This is a genomic window from Pimelobacter sp. 30-1, from assembly GCF_018831735.1.
GTDB lineage: Bacteria > Actinomycetota > Actinomycetes > Propionibacteriales > Nocardioidaceae > Nocardioides.
Genome location: NZ_NHTS01000010.1, coordinates 52,158 through 72,124 on the forward strand (window position 1 = coordinate 52,158; position 19,967 = coordinate 72,124).

Here is a 19,967-nt window from a genome sequence, read left to right on the forward strand (position 1 = left end):
TCTCGGGATGGAACACGTGCTTGCCTCGCCTGTCGCTGCGCCTGCCACCGCGCGCCGACGCGGCCTGCTCCTGTGGGTCGGCGTGAGCGCGGGCTCGGTCCTGGGCGGGATGCTCGCCGGGCCGGCCGCGGTGGCGCTCGTCCGGCCGTCGGGGGCGGTCACCTTCGCCGACCTCGTCGTCGGGTGCTGCGCGGTCGTCGCACTGGTCGCGCTGGGCGGGCTGTGGGTCGCGGCGAGCGATGTCGCGTGGACCGTACTGCGGCCGGCCCGGCTCCGGCCCCGGCTCCGCGCCCGACGGGTGGGACCGGTCCGGGCAGGGCTGCTCGCGCTCTGCGGGGTCACCGCCTTCGCGGCCCCCGTCAGCGCGGGCACCCCCGAGCCGGCGCCGCCACCGGCTGCCCTGGACGTGGACGCCGATGCGCTCGCCGGGCTGCCGCTCCCCGAGCGTCCGGTGGACGGGGCTGCGCCGGCCCGGTCCCGGATCGTCCAGGTCCGGCCGGGCGACACGCTCTGGGCGATCGCCGCCCGGGCGCTGGGGCCGGAGGCGAGCGCGGCCGACGTGACGGCGTACTGGCGGCGGATCCATGCGCGCAACGCCCCCGTGATCGGCCCCGACCCGGACCGGATCCGGCCCGGCCCGGTCCTCCACCTCCCTGAGACCCACTGACCCGCTGCCCGCCCAGGAGGCACCATGCCCAGCTCCCGCGACCACGACCACAAGCACGACCACGACCGCCCGACCGTCCCGGTCACCTCCACCCAGGGCACGCTCGCGCTCGCCCTGCTCCCCCGCCAGGACCCACCCGCCCGCAGGCACCACCCGGACCTCGGTCCGCCACCCAGTCCCCCGCCCGGCCCCCGCCCCGGCGGCGTCGTGGTCCCGATCGACCAGCGGTTGCGGCGCACGATCGAGGAGTGGACGCACCGGTTCGTGCAGGCCGCGGTCGAGATCGTCGGTGGGGATCGTCCGGTCTCCCAGCTGGTGCGCTGGACCGCCCCCGAGGTGTACGGCGACCTCCACCGCCGCGCGCTCCTCGTCGCCCGCGCGGGCGGTCACCAGCCCGGGCTGGCCCGGGTCCAGGCGGTACGGCCGCGGGTACGCAGCGTCCACGCCTGCTTCATCAGCGACACGGTCGTCGAGTGCGGGGTGCACGTACGTCACGGGGCCCGGTCGCGGGCGGTGGCGGCGCGGTTCGAGCGGCTGGGCCAGCGCTGGATCTGCACCGCGCTGGACTTCTCCTGACCCACCGCGGACGACGCGCCGCGGACCCGGATGCTGGTCAGATGTGACCTGGGTCACTACGTTGCGATCATGATCCGTGCCCTCGCGGCCACTCTCGCCGCCGTCAGCGCCTCGCTCGTCGTCCCCCTCTCCGCCCCCGCTCCCGCGGCCCACGCCGACGGCCCCGGGGTGGGCGGGCCGTGGGTGGTCTCGGTGGGCGACTCCTACATCTCCGGCGAGGCCGGTCGCTGGGCCGGCTCGTCCAACAGCAGCAGCGCCCGGGCCGACGCGCTCGGGCCCTCGGCCTACCACGACAACGCGGCGGGCACCGGCGAGGCGATCACGCGCTGCCACCGCTCGCGCAGCGCGGAGATCCACGTCGGCGGCGGGGTGAGCAGCCTCAACCTGGCCTGCTCCGGGGCGACGACGGGGACCACCACGGGCGACAACTTCAAGCCGGGCCTGGACTTCTACAGCGGCAGCCAGGGCGTCGGGCAGGCCCGGGCGCTCCAGGACTTCGCGGCCGGGCACAACGTGCGCATGGTCGTCGTCTCGATCGGCGGCAACGACTTCGGGTTCGCCGGCGTCGTGCAGCAGTGCGTGCAGGACTTCCTGCTCTCGCCGTCGTGGTGGAAGGACTACTGCAACGACGACAGCAGCGTCACCCGCAACTTCACCAGCGCCAACGTCGCGGCCGTGAAGAGCCGGATCGCCGGGGCGCTGACCAACGTCCGCACCGCCCTGCGCAACGCCGGGTACGCCGACGGCCAGTGGACGATGCTCGTGCAGACCTATCCCTCACCGATCCCCGGGGGCTCCGGGTTCCGCTACGGCCAGAGCGGCTACGGCCGGCAGAACACCGGCGGCTGCGGCTTCTGGAACGCCGACGCCGACTGGGCCAACAACACCGCGCTGCCCACGATCAACAACGCCGTCACCGGCGCCATCACCCAGGCCGGCATTACCAACGCCAAGGTCCTCAACCTGGCCGCCACCTTCAATGGCCGCCGGCTGTGCGAGTCGGGCGTCGGGCTGTACGAGGAGGTCGGGCTCGCGAGCTGGACGACGGCCGGCGCGGTCGACCGCACCGAGTGGGTCAACCAGATCCGCACGGTCACCACGGCGGGCGACTCGCCGTACTACATCCAGGAGTCGCTGCACCCGAACTACTGGGGCCAGCTCGCGGTGCGCTCGTGCGTGCGCCAGGCCTACAACAACGGCGGTACGGCGCGCGGCGGCGCGTGCGTGCGCAGCGGCACCGGGCTGGTCAACGGTGAGCCGCGGATGACCCTGCAGTGAGAACGCACGACGCCCCCTCCCGTCCGGGAGGGGGCGTCGTCGCGTCGGTGCGGAGCCGGGTCAGCTGACCCGCGCGGTGGTCCCGGTGGGACCGCCGGGGGCGCCGTGGCAGCGCTTGTACTTCTTGCCCGAGCCGCAGGGGCACAGCGAGTTGCGGCCGATGTCGCCGAACTCGTCGTCGGCATTGGAGGCGGCGCCGCTGCCGCGGACCTCCTCGTGACCGGTCTCGTCGGGCGCGGAGTAGGTGAGGTTCTGCGGCTGCTTGGGGGTGTCGAGACCCTTGGCGGTCACCTTGGGGGTGCTCGCCCTGAGCTCGGCCGAGATCGACTCGAGGTCGATCTCGCCACCACCGGCGCCGACCCCGAGGCCGACGGGCGGCTCGGCGAAGGCACCCTCGTGCATCGGGCCCGCGTGGGCGGAGCCGTCGGCGTGGTAGTGGATCTCCTCGTCCTCCTCGACCTGGACCTCCAGGTTGAAGAGGAAGCCGACGGTCTCTTCCTTGATGCCGTCCATCATCGCGGCGAACATGTCGAAGCCCTCGCGCTGGTACTCGACCAGCGGGTCGCGCTGCGAGTAGGCCCGCAGGTAGATGCCCTCGCGCAGGTAGTCCATCTCGTAGAGGTGCTCGCGCCACTTGCGGTCGAGCACGGAGAGCAGCACGCGACGCTCGAGCTCGCGGGCTACCTCCTCGCCGACCTCCTCCTCGCGGCGGTCGTACGCCGCGTGGGCGTCCTCCTTGAGCTTCTCGACGAGGAAGGGCTTCTCGAGCGAGGCTTGGGTGCCCTCGTCCTCGACGAGGTCCTTCCAGGAGATCGAGACCGGCCAGAACTGCTTGAGGTCGGTCCAGAGCTGGTCGAGGTCCCACTGCTCGGAGAACTCGTCGAGCGAGCCGTTGACGAAGCCGGTGACGACGTCGTCGATGAAGGTGCGGACCTGGTCCTCGAGGTCGACTCCCTCGAGCACCTCACGGCGCTCGCCGTAGATGACCTTGCGCTGGCGGTCCATCACGTCGTCGTACTTGAGGACGTTCTTGCGCGACTCGAAGTTCTGGGACTCCACCTGGCCCTGCGCGTTGGCGATGGCGTTGGTGACCCGCTTGTTCTCGATCGGGACGTCGTCCGGGATCTTGAGCATGAGCAGGACGCGGTCGACCCAGTCGGACTTGAACAGCCGCATCAGCTCGTCCTGGAGGGACAGGTAGAAGCGGCTCTCGCCGGGGTCGCCCTGACGGCCGGAACGACCGCGGAGCTGGTTGTCGATCCGGCGCGACTCGTGGCGCTCGGTGCCGATCACGTAGAGGCCGCCGAGGTCCTTGACCGCGTCGTGCTCGGCCTCGACCTGGGCCTTGATCTTCTCGATCATCGCGGGCCAGGCGGCGTCGTACTCGTCGGCGGTCTCGCCGCCGGGCTCGAGGCCCTGCTTGCGCAGCTCCTCGTCGGCGAGGAACTCGACCGAGCCGCCGAGCATGATGTCGGTACCACGACCGGCCATGTTGGTCGCGACGGTGACCGCGCCCTTGTGGCCGGCGAGGGCCACGATCTTGGCCTCCTCGGCGTGGACCTTGGCGTTGAGGACCGAGTGGGCCACACCGCGCTTGGTCAGCTGCTGGTGGAGGTACTCCGACTTCTCGACCGAGACGGTGCCGACGAGGACCGGCTGGCCCTTCTCGTGGCGCTCGACGATGTCGTCGACGACCGCGTCGTACTTGGCCTCCTCGGTCCGGTAGACGAGGTCGGGCTGGTCCTTGCGCTGCATCGGCTTGTTGGTCGGGATCGGGACCACGCCGAGCTTGTAGATCTTGTCGAACTCGGAGGCCTCGGTGAGCGCCGTACCGGTCATGCCGGAGAGCTTGTCGTAGAGGCGGAAGTAGTTCTGGAGGGTCACGGTGGCGAGGGTCTGGTACTCCTCGCGGACCTTGACGCCCTCCTTGGCCTCGATGGCCTGGTGCAGACCGTCGTTGTAGCGCCGGCCTGCGAGCATGCGGCCGGTGTGCTCGTCGACGATGAGCACCTCGCCCTCCATGACGACGTACTCCTTGTCGTTGCGGAACAGCTCCTTGGCCTTGATGGAGTTGTGCAGGAACGAGATGAGCGGGGTGTTGGCCGACTCGTAGAGGTTGTCGATGCCGAGGTGGTCCTCGACCTTGGTGATGCCGTCCTCGAGGACCGAGATCGTGCGCTTCTTCTCGTCGACCTCGTAGTCGACGTCCTTGGTCAGCTGCTGGGCGATCTTGGCGAACTCGCCGTACCACTTGACCTCGTCCTGGGTCGGACCGCTGATGATCAGCGGGGTCCGCGCCTCGTCGATGAGGATCGAGTCGACCTCGTCGACGACGGCGAAGTTGTGGCCGCGCTGGACGCACTCCTCGAGCGAGGAGGCCATGTTGTCGCGCAGGTAGTCGAAGCCGAGCTCGTTGTTGGTGCCGTAGGTGATGTCGCAGCCGTAGGCCTCGCGCCGCTCGTCGGGGCGCATGCTCGGCAGGATCACGCCGACGGTGAGGCCGAGGAAGTGGTGGACCCGGCCCATCATCTCGGACTGGAACTTGGCCAGGTAGTCGTTGACCGTGACGACGTGGACGCCCTTGCCCTCGAGGGCGTTGAGGTACGCCGGCAGCGTCGAGACGAGGGTCTTGCCCTCACCGGTCTTCATCTCGGCGATATTGCCCATGTGCAGCGCCGCGCCGCCCATGATCTGGACGTCGAAGTGGCGCTGACCGAGGACCCGGCGCGCTGCCTCGCGCACCGTGGCGAAGGCCTCGGGCATGAGGTCGTCGAGGGACTCCCCGTCGGCGATGCGCTTGCGGAACTCGTCGGTCATGCCCCGCAGCTCGTCGTCCGACATCGCCTTGAAGTCGTCCTCGATGGCGTTGACCGCCTTGGCGACGCCTTCGAGCTGACGAAGGATCTTGCCCTCTCCGATGCGGAGGAGCTTGTCGATGATCACTGGCACGCGGCCACTCTACCCAGCAGTCACCAAGGGCGAGAGCCGACGGTGTCCGGTGGGCGCGGAAGAACCTAGGACGCCTGGTTCTGGTCGTACTCGGCGAAGGCCGCGGCCCGCTCCCGCTCGATCTTGCGGCCCAGGCCGTAGGCCGTGCCCCAGAGCAGCGCGAAGATCGCGCCGAGGAAGTACATGAGCGGCGCGAGGACGCCCAGCGCGATCGCGGCGACCTGGAGCACGTGGCCCACGGTGTAGCCCGACTCGCGGCGCAGCATCCCGGCGACCAGCAGGCAGGCGAGCGCCACGCCCAGCCCGACGGGCAGCGCGACGGCCGGCCGGATGTCGGAGATCCCGATCATCACCGGCACCGACAGCGCCACCGCGATCGCCTCGAGGGTCAGGACCGCGGCGCACATCGCGCGCCGGGGGGACTTGTCGCGCTCGTCGCTCACTTGCGGCCTCCGAGCAGCACCCGGGCCTCACCGACGGTGACCACCGAGCCGGTGACCAGGACCGCGCCGGAGGAGAGCGCGTCGTGGCCCTCGTCCTCGGCGACGGCCGCGGCGGCGTCGATCGCGTCCGCCAGCAGCGGTACGACGCTGACCCGGTCCTCGCCGAAGACCTCGCGCGCCACGACGGCCAGGCGCTCGGCCGGCATCGCGCGGTCGGTGGAGTTCTGGGTGATCACGACGTGGGACAGCAGCGGCTCGAAGGCGGCAAGGAGACCCTCGGCGTCCTTGTCGCCCATCACGCCGATCACGCCGACGATCGGGTCGAACTGGAAGGAGTCGTCGAGTGCGGCCGCGGTGGCCGCGGCGCCGTGGGGGTTGTGGGCGGCGTCGAGCACGATCGTGGGGCTGCGCCGGACGACCTCGAGCCGGCCCGGCGAGGTGATCTCGGCGAAGGCGCCGCGGACGATGTCGTCGCCGAGCGGCTCCTCTCCCCCGACGAAGGCCTCGACGGCGGCGAGGGCGGTGACGGCGTTCTGGGCCTGGTGGGCTCCGTAGAGCGGGAGGAAGAGGTCGTCGTACCGGCCACGGAGGCCCTGGAGGGTGACGACCTGACCGCCGACCGCGGCGGTGCGGGCCACGACGGCGAACTCGAGGCCCTCGCGGGCGACGGTGGCACCGACCTCGGCCGCGCGCTCGAGGAGGACCACGGCCACGTCGGCGCTCTGCTGGGCCAGGACGGCGGTCGCGCCGGGCTTGATGATCCCGGCCTTCTCACGGGCGATCTCGACCGGCGTACCGCCGAGGTAGTCGGCGTGGTCGACGGCGATCGGCGTGACCACCGCGACGTCGGCGTCGATGACGTTGGTGGCGTCCCACGAGCCACCCATGCCGACCTCGACGACCGCGACGTCGACCGGGGCGTCGGCGAAGGCGGCGTAGGCCATGCCGACGACGGTCTCGAAGAAGCTGAGCGGGTGCTCCTCGGCCTGGTCGACCAGGTGCGTGTAGGGCGCGATGTCGTTGAACGCCCGGACGAACGTCTCGTCGTCGAGGGGCTCGCCGTCGATGCTGATCCGCTCGCTCATCTTCTCGACGTGCGGGCTGGTGAACCGGCCCGTGCGCAGGTCGAGGGCGCGGAGCAGGGCGTCGATCATCCGCGAGGTCGACGTCTTGCCGTTGGTTCCGGTCAGGTGGATCGACCGGTAGGCCCGCTGTGGGTCACCCAGGATCTCGGTGAACGCCTGGATCCGGTCGAGCGAGGGCTCGAGCCGGGTCTCGGGCCACCGGGACAGCAGGGCGTCCTCGGCCTCGGCGAAGGTCTCTGCGGGGCGCGCTACGGGCTCAGTCATGGCGCCCTGAGTCTAGGGCGTGTCTCCCCAGACCGCGTCGTCGCGAGCGGTGTTGGCGGCCGATCGGGCAAGGCGGAGCAGCGAAGGCGGGCCGGAGGCCCGTCGAGTCTGCGACAACGCCGCCGGATCGAGTCGCCAGCGCCGCGCAGCAGACGCGGTCTGGGGAGACACGCCCTAGGGACGCAGGCCCCGGACGAGGAACTGCAGGCGCACCTCGTGGTCGGGGGCGACGCCGTGGGCCCGGTCGAGCTCGAGGATGCTCGTGAGCGGGGTCACCGTGACGTCGCGGAAGCCGGCCGCCACGACGAGCTCGCGGGTGGCGTCGATGGACTCCGCGGCGGCGAGCGGGAGGGCGTCGCGCACGCCGGCGTCGTAGAGCCGGACGAAGTCCTCGGTGGTGTCGCGGTCGAGCCCGTCGGGGAACCAGGTGGAGTCGACCACGGCGAGCACGCCGCCGGGGCGCAGCAGCCGGTGCCAGGCCGCCAGTGCGCGCTCCGGCTCGCGCAGGGTCCACATCAGGTAGCGGTTGGTGATCGCGTCGAACGAGGCGTCGGCGAAGTCGGGGGCGACCGCGTCGCCGCGGCGGAAGTCGGGGGCCCGCTCGGCGCTCGCGGCGTGGACGCGGGCTCGTTCGAGCATGCCCTCGGACAGGTCGGTGGCGGTGACGTCGTGGCCGAGGGCGGCGAGCAGCAGCGCGACGTACCCGCTGCCGGTGCCGAGGTCGAGGACGTCGGCCGGTGCGGCGGGCAGGGCCGCGGCGAGCACGGCGGACCAGGCCGCCTGGTCGAGGGCGAGGCGCTCGGGACGCTGCTGGTAGTCGTCGTACGACGGCGCGCGGCCGGTCCAGTAGGCGTCGACGTTGTCCTGGACGGCACTCATGCGGGAAGCCTCTCGTCGGTGTTCAGGGGGTGGAAGAGGAGCTGCGGGTGGCCGCCGGCGTCGGCCCGGGTGGCGCCGATGCCGTAGACCTCGGCGATCAGGTCCGGGTCGAGGACCTCGTCGGGCGAGCCGGACCGGACGACGCGGCCGCCGTCGAGGAGGACCAGGTCGTCGCAGTAGCGGGCGGCGAGGTTGAGGTCGTGGAGGACGACGACCGCGCTGGTCGCCACGGTCCGGACCAGGTGGAGCACCTCGTGCTGGTAGCGGATGTCGAGGTGGTTGGTCGGCTCGTCGAGGAGCAGGAACTCCGCCTCCTGGGCGAGCGCCCGCGCGACCAGCACGCGCTGCCGCTCGCCGCCGGAGAGCTCGGCGAAGCGGCGGCGCGCCAGGTGCCCGGCACCGACCGCGTCCAGGGACTCGGCCACGGCCCGGTGGTCCTCGGCGCCGGCGCGCTGGAACGTCTTGAGCCGCGGGAGCCGGCCCAGCGAGACCATCTCGTGCACGGTGAGCATCGACTCGGCGTCGGACTCCTGCACCACGACGGCGACCTGCTGGGAGACCTCGCGCGGCGACAGCGTCGCCAGGGGCCGCCCGTCGAGGGTCACCCGGCCGGCGGCCGGGCGCAGCGAGCCGTAGAGCATCCGCAGCGCGGTGGTCTTGCCGCTGCCGTTGGGGCCGAGCAGGCCGAGCACCCGGCCCGGCCGCGCGGTGAGCCCGACGCCGCGCAGGACCGGCGCGGCGCCGTACCCGAACTCGAGGGCCTCGGCGACGATCACGACTTCTCGCCGAACCTCTCCTCGATCTTGGCCAGGCCGTCGAGGGCCAGCGGCGTCGGCGGCTCGACGTAGTTGAACAGGAGCGGCAGCACGTTGTCGTCGCGGACCGCGGCGATGCTCTTGGCGCCCGGCAGGCTGGTGATCGCGTCGGCGACCTTGGCCGGCTCGCCCGCGCTGTGCAGCAGGATCAGTACGTCGGGGTTGCGGCCGATGAGCTCCTCGGGCGTCACCTCGAAGACCCGCTCGTCGGTGTCGGCGAAGACGTTCTCGAGGCCGGCGGCCTCGAGGATCGGGTGCGCCATGCTGCGGGTGCCGTAGGCGTAGGTCACGCCGCCGCCCACGGTCGGGTAGAGCACGGCCGCCGTACGGCGCTCGCCGGCCGGGTCGGCCGTCAGCTCGGCGACGCGCTTCTTCAGCACAGCGTTGGCCGCGGCGGCCTCGTCGGTGCGGTCGAAGACCTTTCCGTAGGTCTCCATCTGCGCGTAGATGTCGTCGAAGCCCGGGTCGTCGAGGCCCTGCGGGCACATCGCCGGCTCCTCGATGAGCGGGATGCCGACCTGGTCGAGGGTGGCCCGGCTGAGGTTGTCGATCTCGCCGAGCACGAGGTCGGGCTCCTTGCCGATGACGACCTCCTTGGAGATCAGCAGGTGGCCGGAGGTGTCGGTCTTGCCGGTGAGCGCGGGGATCTTCTCCAGCGCGGCGAAGGTCGCGTCGTCGTAGTAGTCGCGGGGGTACTCCCCCGCCCGGGCGGTCACCTTGTCGAGGACCCCGAGCTCGGCCAGGTAGGGCACGGCCGCGCTCTTGAGGAGGACGACCTTCCCGGGAGCGGCGTCGAGGGTGACGTCGGCACCGCAGTTCTCGACCGTCAGCGGGTAGGGACCGCCGGACCCGCCGGTGGCGGAGCGGCCGCCGTCGGAGGAGAGCCCGCACGAGCTGAGGGCGAGGACGGAGGCCGAGGCGGTCAGGGCGATCAGGGCGCGGCGCATGGGGAATGTGCTCCTGGGGGATCAGGCGGCGGTGGCCTGGAGACGGCGGACGAGGACGAGCAGGAACGGTGCGCCGACGACCGCGGTGATGATCCCGATCGGGATCTCCTGCGGGGCGAGCAGCACCCGGGCGACGATGTCGGCCCAGATCAGGAGGATCGCGCCCATCAGGGCGGCGACCGGGACGGCCCGGACGTGGGCGGCGCCGACGGCGCGGCGGGCCAGGTGCGGGACGACGAGCCCGACGAAGCCGACGCTGCCGGCCGCCGAGACGACGACAGCCACGCACAGCGAGACCAGGACGAGCAGCGCGGTGCGCAGCCGCTCCGGGGGTACGCCGAGCGCCAGCGCCGTCTCGTCGCCGACCGCAAGCGCGTCGAGCTGGCGGCCGAGCACGGTGAGCACGGCGACGGTGAGCAGCACGACGACCACGGCGACGGCCAGCGGCTGGCCCCACCCGGCCAGCGCCAGCGACCCGAGCAGCCAGAACATCACCGAGCGGGCGCCCTCGGCGGAGTCGGAGGCGAAGATGAGGAAGCTCGTCACCGCCTGGAGCGCGTAGCCGACCGCGACCCCGGCGAGCAGCAGCCGCGTGGAGGTCACCCGGCCGGCGGAGCGGGCGACGGCGTACACGAGGACGGAGGCGGCGAGGGCCCCGACGAAGGCGCTGCCCGACAGCACGTGCTCACCGAGCCCGAGCGTGATGCCGAACAGGATCGCCGCGGCCGCGCCGGCCGACGCGCCGGAGCTGACGCCGAGCAGGTAGGGGTCGGCGAGCAGGTTGCGCACCATCGCCTGGAGCGCGATGCCGCAGACCGCGAGGCCCGCGCCGACCAGCGCCGCGAGCAGCACCCGGGGCAGCCGGACGTCCCAGATGATCGAGTCGCGCGGGGCGCTCCAGGTCCGCTCGCCCGGCACCAGGAAGAGGTGGTGGCCGAGCACCTTCACGACGCTGTCGAAGGGCACGTAGACCGCGCCGAGCGCGATCCCGGCGACCACGGACAGCACCAGGGCGAGGAGGAGACCGAGGGTCCACCGGCGAGCCCGGCGCACTCCGCCCTGTTGCATGTTCATTGCAACAACGAATCTAGTTCAACAGTCCATTGCGGCCGCGACCGGGGTCCGCTTGCGCGACACTGCGCGCGTGGCTGTACACGACGAGCTCGCCGACCTCGCCCGCTCCGCCGGTGCCCAGGTCCTCGAGGACGCGGACTCCTTCCGGGCCGCGGTCGACGACTTCGTGCCCGAGGGCAGCATCACGACCGGCGAGCTCAACCTGCTCGTCGACGCGATCCGGATGCGGGCCCTGGGCCGCCTGGTCGAGATGCTCGACCGCGACGCCGACCCCACCGCCGCGATCGACCTGCACGGCGACCAGCTCGCCCGCGACCGCGGGACGACGGAGGCCGGCGGCGCGCGGTGGGCGCTGGCCGCGCTGGGCTTCGCGCTGGGACGGGTCGGTGACGCCGAGGTCCGGGCCCGGCACGCGGAGATGACCGCGGCCGGGACGGTGCCGCGCCCGCCGAGCGTCCCGGCGCCCGCTGCCCCGCCCGCGCCGACGCCGGCACCGGCGCCGGCCACGGAGCTCGGGCCCGCGCCGACGCTGCCCACACTTCCGACCGAGGCCGCCCCTCCGCCGCCGCCTCCCCCGCCCCCGCCGTCTCCGGCCGCCGCGGTGACGCCCGTGACCCCGGTGGCACCCGCGGCACCCGCGGCCCGCTCGGGGCGCGGCCGGCTGGCACTGGTCGTCCTGGTCGTGCTGGCCCTGCTGGGCGGCGGGATCGGCGTCGGCGTGCTGCTGAGCGGCCGCGACAAGGACAAGGACGCTCCCACCGCGGCCTCGGCCTCGGACGGCACCTCCGCGCCGACCGGCCCCGCGGACCGGACGGGCAGCACGGAGCGCACCGACCCGACGCAGGGCTCCGGTCCGACGGGCTCCACCGACCCGGCGGGAGCCGAGTCGGGCGGGACCGCACCCGACCCGCTGGGCGTGGGCTACCCGCTGCGCAACCAGCCCTGCTCGGACGGCTACATCGTCGTCCTCGCCTCGGCCGAGGGCGCCAGCCCGGCGGCGACGGTGCAGGACGCGCTCGACCGGTTCCCGCGGGCCGAGGGCCGGGCGTACCTGGACCCGGCGCGCTCCTGCCGCAACCTGAGCCACCTGACCAACAAGGTCAACCTGGCCCGGGTGCCCTACATCGGGCCCTACCCGGACGCGGTCGCCGCGTGCCAGGCCCGGATGGCGGTGGCCGACACGACGACGTACGTGATCGGGGTGGCGCAGGACGCGACCACGGCGACCTTCTGCGCCTGCTCGTACGACGACGCGGCGCTCCCCCTGCTCAACCGCGTCGACGACTCCGCGCCGCGCGGGGACAACCGGTTCTGGACGCTGGAGCTCCAGTACATGCTCTGGGAGGCGGGCTACAACCCGCAGCGGCTGGTGCCGGGCAAGTTCGGCAGCCAGACGGCGGGCTTCGTCTCGGCACTCCAGGGCGACAACGGGCTCGACCGGACCGGCGCGATGGACGCCGCGACGTGGCGCGCGCTCAAGGCGCGGGCCTGCTGACCCCCGCGCGCCCCGCCGCCCCCGCTGCCGGCCGGCGGACCGTCCTGGTCGCGCTCGCGGCCGGGCTCGCCGCCGCGGCGTGCGACGACCGGACCGGCCCCGACCCGGGCCCGGCGCCGACGCCGGGCCCACGGGCCGCGCCGAGCGACCCGCCCACCACTGCTCCCGCGGTGGTGCGGCCCCGGCGCTCGCTGCTGGAGACCACGTTCGCCGAGACCGGACGCTTCCATCCCGTCGAGGTGGTCGCGCCGGGCTTCGTCCTCGCCTCGGCCACCCGGGTCGGCGCGGCCGAGGAGCGGCACCCGGCCGACCTGCCCGCGCCGTTCGTCGGCGTCGAGGCCGAGGTCGAGGTCGGAACCGGCAGCGGCAGCAGTGAGGTCACCGTGGGCCTCGCGTCGGCCGACGGCAGGACCGCGCTCCGGGCCCGGCTCGACCTCGACGCCGGTGAGGTAAGCCTCGAGCTCGTCGCCGGCGGCAGCGGCAGCGGCGACCGGCCGGTCGTGCTCGGCCGGAGCGGGGTCCGCCTCCCGGACGGACCGTTCACGCTCGGGCTGGCGCTGTGCGAGAACCGGGCGACCGTGCTCGTCCGTCCGCGCCGGGGTGCCTGGCGGGCGCTGCTCACCGCGCGGGACGAGATCGCCGCGCGGATCGACTTCCGGGTACCGGCCACGCTCGCGGGGCTCGGGTTCGTGTGGGGCGGGCGGGCGGTGCGCTCCGCGCGCGGCGGCCTGTTCGGGATGACCGGGCTGCGCGACCCGCACCTGGTGCAGCACGCCGACGGGACGCCGTACACCGAGGGCGGGCGGGTGTTCCTGACCTGGACGTGCGCGGGCACCGGCTTCTTCCAGCAGGCGCACTGGGGCGTGTTCGCGCTCGACCCCGAGAACCCGGTGGCGATGGAGCAGGTCGCCCAGATCTACGTACGGCGAGACGGCCTGCTCCTCGGCGACCACGCCGGCCAGCTGGTCCGCGACGGTGAGCGCTGGCTCGTGGCGAGCTCGTCGTGGGGCGACTTCGACGGCTCCGGCGTGCACGTGCGCCACGCGATGAGCACCGCCGACGTGCTCCACGGCGTGCACGTGCTGGAGACCGAGCCGCTGGCGCTGCCGACCGACCTCGACGCCTGGGATCCGTCGCTGACCCGCATCGACGGCACCTGGACCTGGGCGTACGTCGCGAGCCCGTCGCAGTCGCCGTTCGACTTCCACCCGGCGCTGGCCCGCGCGGACGGCGCCGATCCGTTCCGGCGCCTGCGCGCCGTCGGTGCCGACCGCACCCGGCACCAGACCGAGGGCACCCTGCTGGTCCGCGACACCGACCGCTGGCTGGTGCTGGCCAGCGACGGCGACGCCCGGCAGTACCCCGCCTACGACCTGTCCCTGCGCCGGGTCGGCCGGATCGATGCGCCCTACGGCACCAACATCCCGCACCCGCAGGCGATCGTGCGGGCCGACGGGACCTGGCTGATCGTCACCTTCGACGGCACCGACCGGTTCGCCGACACCCTCGGGTACGGTGGCCACGGCGACGTCGTCGTGCTCACGGAGCGGCCCTAGCGCTCCGGGCTCTCCCGGCGCGCCACCTGCAGCCGGATCCACCCGGCGACCTGCGCCATCATCGGCTCGGCCGCGTCGAAGACGTCCGTGTGGCGCCAGAACCCGTGGATCTGCCCGACGTACCGGGTGCCGACGACCTCGACGCCGGCCTCGGCGAGCAGGTGCGCCAGGTGCTCGCCCTCGTCGCGCAGCGGGTCGTGCTCGGCGGTGGTGACCAAGGTCGGCGGGAGCGTGCCCAGGTGCGGTGAGAGCAGCGGCGCGAGGTCGGGGTCGGTGAGGTCGGCGGGGGTGGCGGCGTACTGCTGCCAGTACCAGGCGGCCTCGGTCGGGTCGAAGCCGTCGGCGGCGGTCCGGTAGGAGTCGAACCCGGCGCTCGGGTCGAGGAACGGGTAGATCAGCACGACGCCCGCGAACCGGCCCGGGTGGCGCAGCGCGGTGACCAGCGCGAGGTTGCCGCCCGCGCTGTCGCCGTGGGCGAACACCGGGAGGCCGGCCAGCTCGGGCTGCTCCCCCAGCCAGGCCAGCGCGGCGCTCAGGTCGTCGGGCGCCGCCGGGAAGCGGTGCTCGGGCGGACGCCGGTAGTCGACGCTGAGCACGGCGACGCCGGCCAGCCGGGCGAACCGCCGGACCGCGGCGTCGTGCACCTCGACGTCGTTGAGCACGAAGCCGCCGCCGTGGGCGTGGAGCACCACGGCGTCGTACTGCGCGGGGAGGTAGAGCCGCGCCGGTACGCCGCCCGCGTCGACCTCGCGCACCTCGGCCAGTGGCAGCCGGGGCTGGTCGCGCACGCCCGCGCGCGCCTGCGCCCGGGCCGCGGCGATGTCGAAGGCGGGGTCGGTGACGGGGACCTCGCCCGCCGCGTTCTCGATCGCGCGGCGGGCCTGGGGGTGCAGAGCCATGGGCGGCACCCTAGCCAGCACCGGCCGGGCCGCGGTCAGCGCAGGCGCGACCGCGCGGCCAGGCAGCGCACCGAGCTCGACGGTGCGGAGGCCTTGACCACGACGTACACCTTGCCGCTGCCGCGCTTGCGCACACCGAAGGCGAACTTGCCCGCGGCGTTGGCCCGGCCGGCCCCGATCTTGCGGGCCTTGCGGCCCTTCTTCTGGAAGGCGACGACCTTGCCCGGACGGCAGGCGGCGACCGACGAGGTGACCCGGCCCTTGACCCGCTTGCCGGCGCTGCTGAGCTTGACCGCGCGGGCGACGTTGCGGGGCGGGAAGAGGCTGCTGTTGATCGTGATCGCGCCGACCCGGTTGGCACCCTGGTCGATGAACCACAGCCGGCCGTCGGCACCGAAGGCGATGTCGCGCGGGCGCCAGGGCGCGATCCGGACCCGGGAGATCGTGCCGGAGGTGGTGATCCGGCCGATGCCCTCCTTCTCGGCCCACCACAGCGCGCCGTCGGGGCCGAGCGTCATCGAGCCGGGGATCGGGTGCACGTTGCGGGCCAGCTGGGGCAAGGTCCACGAGGTCAGCCGGCCGTGGGAGAAGCGGCCGACCATGCCGCCCTCGGCGCTGCTGATCGGTGAGCCCGGCGCGAAGGCCGTCGCCCACAGCCCGCCGTCGCGGGCGAAGGCCAGCGAGGTGGCGTCGATGTTCGGGTTGGGCCAGCGCACCGGGAACGACGTCGCATTGCCGGCCTCATCGATGCGGCGCAGGTAGCCGCCGGCGTCACCGTGCCAGAGCGCACCGTCGGGGGCGAGCGCCACCGGCGACGGCGCGAGGTAGGACCCGGGGGCGCTCCAGCCCTCGAGCGCACTGCCGTCGGGCGTCTTGCCCAGCAGCCGGTAGACCTTGTCGCCGCCGGCGCCACCGGTCTCGGTCATCCACACGCCCCGGGTCCGGCCCGCGACGATCTCGTCGAAGATCCGCCCGCTGGCGTTGGTGCCCATGCTCTCGACCGCGCCGGAGGTGGTCGCGCGCTGGACCTTGGCCCGGCTGTCGGAGAGGAACCACAGGTAGCCGTCGGCCCCGGAGGCGAGCCCGGTCGGGCCGCTGCCCGAGCTCGTGACCGGCACCGGGAACTCGGTGATCGCGCCGCGCGCGGTGACCCGGGCCAGCTTCCAGCCCTTCGCCTCGCTCACCCACAGGTTGCCGTCCGGGCCGCGCACGATCGAGTCGAGACCGGCGCCGGCCGTCGGCACGGGATAGGTGGCGATGCTCGGCCCCCGGGTCGGTACGGCGGCCCGCTCGGCGGGCCCACCCGCGCTCGGCCCGTCCGCGCCCGCCGCGCCCGCCGGGTCCGCCCCGGTCAGCACCCCGGCCAGCAGCACCCCGGCCGCCATCGCTCCCACGCTCCTGCGCACCTGCCACCACTCCTCGTCCTCCGCGGCCGCCCGGCACGGCACCGGTGGCTCGGCCCGAGCCTGACCCCGGCGCGGCACCGGGCACCGCGATCCCGACGGTTCCCGAACACGTCCTCGGCGACGCTAGTCGGCGCGCCTCCACACACCGCAGGACGAGAACCGTGAACCGGTGGACCGCTCGGAGCACGTGGTAGTCATGGGCGGTATGACGTCCCACCGGCCACGGTCCCGGGTCGCTCCCGGTGACGAGATGGCCGACCTGCTCGCCGCGGCCCTGCGCGACCAGGGACGCTCGCTGACCTGGCTGCGCGAGCGGCTGCACGACCGCGGGGTCCGGGTCAGCCTGTCCGCGCTGAGCTACTGGCGCTCCGGCGAGCGGCGGCCCGAGGGCGCGGCCTCGTCCGAGGCGATCGGTGTGATCGAGGAGCTGCTCGCCCTGGCGCCGGGGACGCTGGGCGACCGGATCGGTCCCTCCCGCCGGCCCGGGGTCCCGGCACGCACCGCCCAGGTCGGCGAGATCGTCGACAGCAGCGGTACCGACGCCCTCGCCCGGGCCCTCGACGCGCTGGACCTCGCGGACGCGCCCTCGCGGACCCTCGACGAGGCGGCGTCGTTCACCGTCGACCTCGACGACCGCGGCTGCTTCGCGTCGATCCGCTCGCGGCTGCGCATCCGCGCGCTGGACGAGGGCGTCGCCCGGATCCCGCTGTGGTTCCTGGTCGACCGGCCGGTACCGGAGCCGCTGCGGCTGTCCGGCCTCCACGGCGCCGTCCCGGCCCGGCGGGTCGACGACCTCGCCGCCGGTCTCGCGGTCCAGGAGGTGCTGCTCGAGCGGCCCCTCGCCCCGGGCGAGGCGACCGTGGTGGAGGCGACCTTCGAGGTGCCGCGGGCTCCGGGGGACGGTGCCGCCGTCGACACCGAGTTCGTGCTGAGCCCGCCGCGCCGGACCAGCGAGATCGAGCTGTGGGTCCGGTTCGACCGCGCCCGGGTGCCGGCCGCGTGCACCCTGCGCAGCGCCGAGCTCGGCGGGCCGGCGAGCACGGTCCGGATCGACCTCAGCGACGTGAGCAGCGTGCACCACGCCGTGCGCGGGTTCGGTCCGGGCTCCGTCGGCGCGCACTGGACCTGGTGACCCGTGCCCGTACCCATGCCGGAGAGCCTGGACGACGTCGCGGCCGGGCTGCGCGCCCTCCGCTCCGCCGCCGGCAGCCCGTCGTACGCCCGGGTCGCGGAGCGGGTCGTCGCGGCCCGCCGCTCGCGCGGGGTGCCCGAGGCCGAGAGCCACGTCGGCCGGATCACCGTCTACGACTGCTTCCGCGCGGGCCGGCGCCGGGTCGACGCCGACCTGGTCGCCGAGATCGTCCTCGCCCTCGCGTACGACGACGCGACCGCCGATCACTGGCGGGGCCGGGCGCGGGCGGCCCAGCACCGGCGCGACGCCGGCATGGTCGGGACCGCGACCGCGACCCCGCCGCCCCCGGACGAGCCCTCGATCGAGCGGTCCGAGCTCGCCGCCGTCCTCGCCGCGGTGGCCGCGGGCGCACGGGTCGTGGTCATCGACGGCCTGGCCGGCAGCGGCAAGACCCAGCTCGCCCGCCGGGCCACGGAGCGGCTCCTCGCGCTGGGGCGGGTGAGCGAGCGGCTCGAGGTCGACCTGCGCGGCTTCCACGACACCTTGCCGCCGGTCGAGGCCGAGGCGGCCCTGAGCGCCGCGGTCCGCGCGGCGGACGACGGCAACGCCCCGGCCGCGGTCGCCGCCCGTCGCCAGCGCTACGCGACGCTGCTGCGCGAGCTGCCCCGGGTCGTCGTCCTCGACGACGCGGCGAGCGAGGACCAGGTGCGCCCGCTCCTGGTGCGGTCCGGGCCGAGCGTCCTCCTGGTGACCAGCCGGCGCGCGCTGCGCCTCGACGGTGCCGCGGCGGTCACGGTCGGCTCGTTCTCGGCGGCCGAGTCGGTCCGGCTGCTGGGAGCGATCGCCGGGACCGACCGGGTCGCCGCCGAGCCCGCGGCCGCGGCCGCGCTCGCCGAGGCGACCGGCCACCTCCCGCTCGCGGTCTCGCTGGTCGCCACCCGGGTCGCCGCCCGCAGCGACTGGTCGCTGGCCGACCTGGTCGCGGTCGCCGACGCCCGCCGGCGCAGCCTGCGCGTCGACGACGCCGTCGCCACGACCCTCGCGGCGACGTACGGCGTGCTGAGCCCCGCCGCCCAGCGCCTCCTGCGGCTGCTCTCGGCGCCGCCCGTCGAGCACCTCGACGAGACCGCGGTCGCGGCCGTCGCCGACGCGCCGCCGGACCAGAGCGCCGCCGCGCTCGCCGAGCTGTGGCGCCACCACCTGCTCCAGCGCGCGGCGCCGTACCGGCTGCGGATGCACCCGCTGGTGCGCACGTTCGCGCTCGACCGCTCCCAGGACGAGGACCGCCCGGTCGAGCGCGCCGACGCCCAGCACCGCCTCGCCCACCACCTGCTCGCCCTGGCCTGGGCCGACCACGTGCACCTGCGCTCGGGCAACGGCCGCCCGCCGCCGGCCGGGCTCGCGCTGCCCGATCTCGACGCCGACGAGGCCCGCCGCCGGGTGGAGCGCGAGGCCGACACGCTCGTCCTGCTCGCCGGTCTCGCCGACGGCCCGCTGACCGATGCGCTGCCCGACCTCGCCCGCGCGGTGGCGTCGCGCCTCGACCAGTGGGGCCGGTACGGCGACGCCCGGGTCCTGCACGAGCGCGCCTGGGCCGTGGCCCGCGCCGCCGAGCGCCCGGACGCCGTGCTCCGCGCCCGGCTCGACCTGGGCCGGACGCTGGTCCGGCTGGGCGACCTGGACGCCGCCGGCGAGCACCTGGGCGCGGTCCATGCCGGGCTCGAGGAGGCCGGCTTCCCGACCGAGGCGCGCGAGGCGCTCAACGCCCTCGCCATCGTCGCCGCCCAGCAGGGCCGCCCGGACGAGGCGGCCGCCCGCTTCCGGCGCTGCGCCGACCTCGCCGCGCAGACCGGCGACCTCGTCGGCCAGGCACTCTCGCTCGACAACGTCGCCATCGTCGAGCACCGGCTCGGTCACCTCGCCGAGGCGCTGACCTACCACCAGCGGGCCCAGGAGGTCGCCGTCCGGGCCGGCGCCGCGGCGCCGCGGGCGCAGAGCCTGGTCAACTCCGCCGTCCTCCAGCTCACCCTCGGCGACCCGGCCGCCGCGCTCGGCTCCGCCGAGGAGGGCGTCGGCCTGGCCGGCGAGCTCGGCCTCACCCCGGTCCGCGGCTACGGCCTGACCGCCTGGGGACGGGCGCTCACCGCGCTCGGCCGGGCGGAGGAGAGCCAGGAGCACCACGAGGCCGCGCTCACCATCGCCCGCCAGGTCGCCGACCCGGTGCTCGAGGCCTCGGCCCACTGCGGGCTCGGCGGCACCCGGCTCGCGCTCGGTGAGCACGACGCGGCCCGGGCCCGCTTCGAGACCGCCGTCGGCCTGGCGACCCGGGCCGGGCTGCTGCCCGAGCAGGTCCGGGCGCTGCGCGGACTGGCGGACACGGCCGCGGCCCGGGGCGACCACGCGGCCGCGACGGTCCACCGCGGCGCCGCCGAGGAGCTCGTCGCCGGGGCACCCGAGGCCGACCGCGCCTACGTGCGCTCGTGGCTCGACAGTCCCGGCTGA

The 19,967-nt window shown here is 74.4% G+C and carries 16 protein-coding genes; 7 read left to right on the plus strand and 9 right to left on the minus strand.

What is annotated here, in order from left to right; genetic code table 11:
• Positions 1 to 7 precede the first annotated feature (7 nt).
• The 3 genes from CCO04_RS21955 to CCO04_RS21965 all read left to right on the plus strand — a co-directional run bounded on the left by CCO04_RS21955 (position 8) and on the right by CCO04_RS21965 (position 2,521).
• Positions 8 to 667 (plus strand): LysM peptidoglycan-binding domain-containing protein, encoded by a 660-nt coding sequence (locus CCO04_RS21955; protein WP_215816306.1) that lies wholly within the window; start codon positions 8 to 10, stop codon positions 665 to 667.
• A 24-nt stretch (positions 668 to 691) separates the two neighbouring features.
• Positions 692 to 1,243 carry an Rv3235 family protein gene (locus CCO04_RS21960; RefSeq protein ID WP_215816307.1) on the plus strand — a complete coding sequence of 184 codons (552 nt, stop codon included), beginning with the start codon at positions 692 to 694 and terminating at the stop codon, positions 1,241 to 1,243.
• A 69-nt stretch (positions 1,244 to 1,312) separates the two neighbouring features.
• Positions 1,313 to 2,521, plus strand: coding sequence for a hypothetical protein (locus CCO04_RS21965; RefSeq protein WP_215816308.1), 1,209 nt, complete (start codon positions 1,313 to 1,315; stop codon positions 2,519 to 2,521).
• Positions 2,522 to 2,581: 60 nt separating this feature from the next.
• On the opposite strand, the gene secA is transcribed toward CCO04_RS21965, so the two are convergent.
• The 7 genes from secA to CCO04_RS22000 all read right to left on the minus strand — a co-directional run bounded on the left by secA (position 2,582) and on the right by CCO04_RS22000 (position 10,977).
• A complete protein-coding gene (gene secA, locus CCO04_RS21970; protein ID WP_215816309.1) occupies positions 2,582 to 5,470 on the minus strand; it encodes a preprotein translocase subunit SecA in 2,889 nt (962 codons plus the stop codon).
• Between the two features lie 65 nt (positions 5,471 to 5,535).
• The gene (locus CCO04_RS21975) at positions 5,536 to 5,913 is read right to left on the minus strand and encodes a DUF4233 domain-containing protein (RefSeq protein WP_308281443.1); all 378 of its coding nucleotides are present in this window, start codon (positions 5,911 to 5,913) and stop codon (positions 5,536 to 5,538) included.
• Entirely contained in the window at positions 5,910 to 7,262 is a 1,353-nt protein-coding gene (locus CCO04_RS21980; protein WP_215816310.1) for a folylpolyglutamate synthase/dihydrofolate synthase family protein, read from the minus strand. Before CCO04_RS21980 ends, CCO04_RS21975 begins: the two co-directional genes overlap by 4 nt.
• Before the next feature lie 174 nt (positions 7,263 to 7,436).
• Positions 7,437 to 8,141 carry a class I SAM-dependent methyltransferase gene (locus CCO04_RS21985; protein ID WP_215816311.1) on the minus strand — a complete coding sequence of 235 codons (705 nt, stop codon included), beginning with the start codon at positions 8,139 to 8,141 and terminating at the stop codon, positions 7,437 to 7,439.
• Complete coding sequence (locus CCO04_RS21990) at positions 8,138 to 8,917, minus strand: ABC transporter ATP-binding protein (RefSeq protein ID WP_215816312.1); 780 nt, start codon at positions 8,915 to 8,917, stop codon at positions 8,138 to 8,140. Before CCO04_RS21990 ends, CCO04_RS21985 begins: the two co-directional genes overlap by 4 nt.
• Positions 8,914 to 9,903, minus strand: a complete 990-nt coding sequence (locus tag CCO04_RS21995) for an ABC transporter substrate-binding protein (protein WP_215816313.1) — start codon at positions 9,901 to 9,903, stop codon at positions 8,914 to 8,916. Before CCO04_RS21995 ends, CCO04_RS21990 begins: the two co-directional genes overlap by 4 nt.
• Before the next feature lie 21 nt (positions 9,904 to 9,924).
• Positions 9,925 to 10,977, minus strand: a complete 1,053-nt coding sequence (locus CCO04_RS22000; RefSeq protein ID WP_215816314.1) for an iron ABC transporter permease — start codon at positions 10,975 to 10,977, stop codon at positions 9,925 to 9,927.
• Positions 10,978 to 11,047: 70 nt separating this feature from the next.
• On the opposite strand from CCO04_RS22000, the gene CCO04_RS29940 reads away from it, so the two are divergent.
• Both CCO04_RS29940 and CCO04_RS22010 read left to right on the plus strand, forming a co-directional pair.
• Positions 11,048 to 12,472, plus strand: coding sequence for a peptidoglycan-binding protein (locus tag CCO04_RS29940; RefSeq protein WP_215816315.1), 1,425 nt, complete (start codon positions 11,048 to 11,050; stop codon positions 12,470 to 12,472).
• Positions 12,442 to 14,028, plus strand: coding sequence for a hypothetical protein (locus CCO04_RS22010; protein ID WP_215816316.1), 1,587 nt, complete (start codon positions 12,442 to 12,444; stop codon positions 14,026 to 14,028). Before CCO04_RS29940 ends, CCO04_RS22010 begins: the two co-directional genes overlap by 31 nt.
• On the opposite strand, the gene CCO04_RS22015 is transcribed toward CCO04_RS22010, so the two are convergent.
• Both CCO04_RS22015 and CCO04_RS22020 read right to left on the minus strand, forming a co-directional pair.
• On the minus strand, positions 14,025 to 14,927 hold the full coding sequence (locus tag CCO04_RS22015; protein ID WP_215816317.1) for an alpha/beta hydrolase: 903 nt from the start codon (positions 14,925 to 14,927) through the stop codon (positions 14,025 to 14,027). The two genes, CCO04_RS22010 and CCO04_RS22015, sit on opposite strands and share 4 nt — an antisense overlap.
• Before the next feature lie 35 nt (positions 14,928 to 14,962).
• On the minus strand, positions 14,963 to 16,333 hold the full coding sequence (locus CCO04_RS22020) for a hypothetical protein (RefSeq protein ID WP_215816318.1): 1,371 nt from the start codon (positions 16,331 to 16,333) through the stop codon (positions 14,963 to 14,965).
• Positions 16,334 to 16,538: 205 nt separating this feature from the next.
• Here CCO04_RS22020 and CCO04_RS22025 point away from each other — a divergent pair, with 205 nt between their 5' ends.
• Both CCO04_RS22025 and CCO04_RS29525 read left to right on the plus strand, forming a co-directional pair.
• Positions 16,539 to 17,465, plus strand: coding sequence for a hypothetical protein (locus CCO04_RS22025; RefSeq protein WP_215816319.1), 927 nt, complete (start codon positions 16,539 to 16,541; stop codon positions 17,463 to 17,465).
• A 15-nt stretch (positions 17,466 to 17,480) separates the two neighbouring features.
• On the plus strand, positions 17,481 to 19,967 hold the full coding sequence (locus CCO04_RS29525) for a tetratricopeptide repeat protein (RefSeq protein WP_215816320.1): 2,487 nt from the start codon (positions 17,481 to 17,483) through the stop codon (positions 19,965 to 19,967).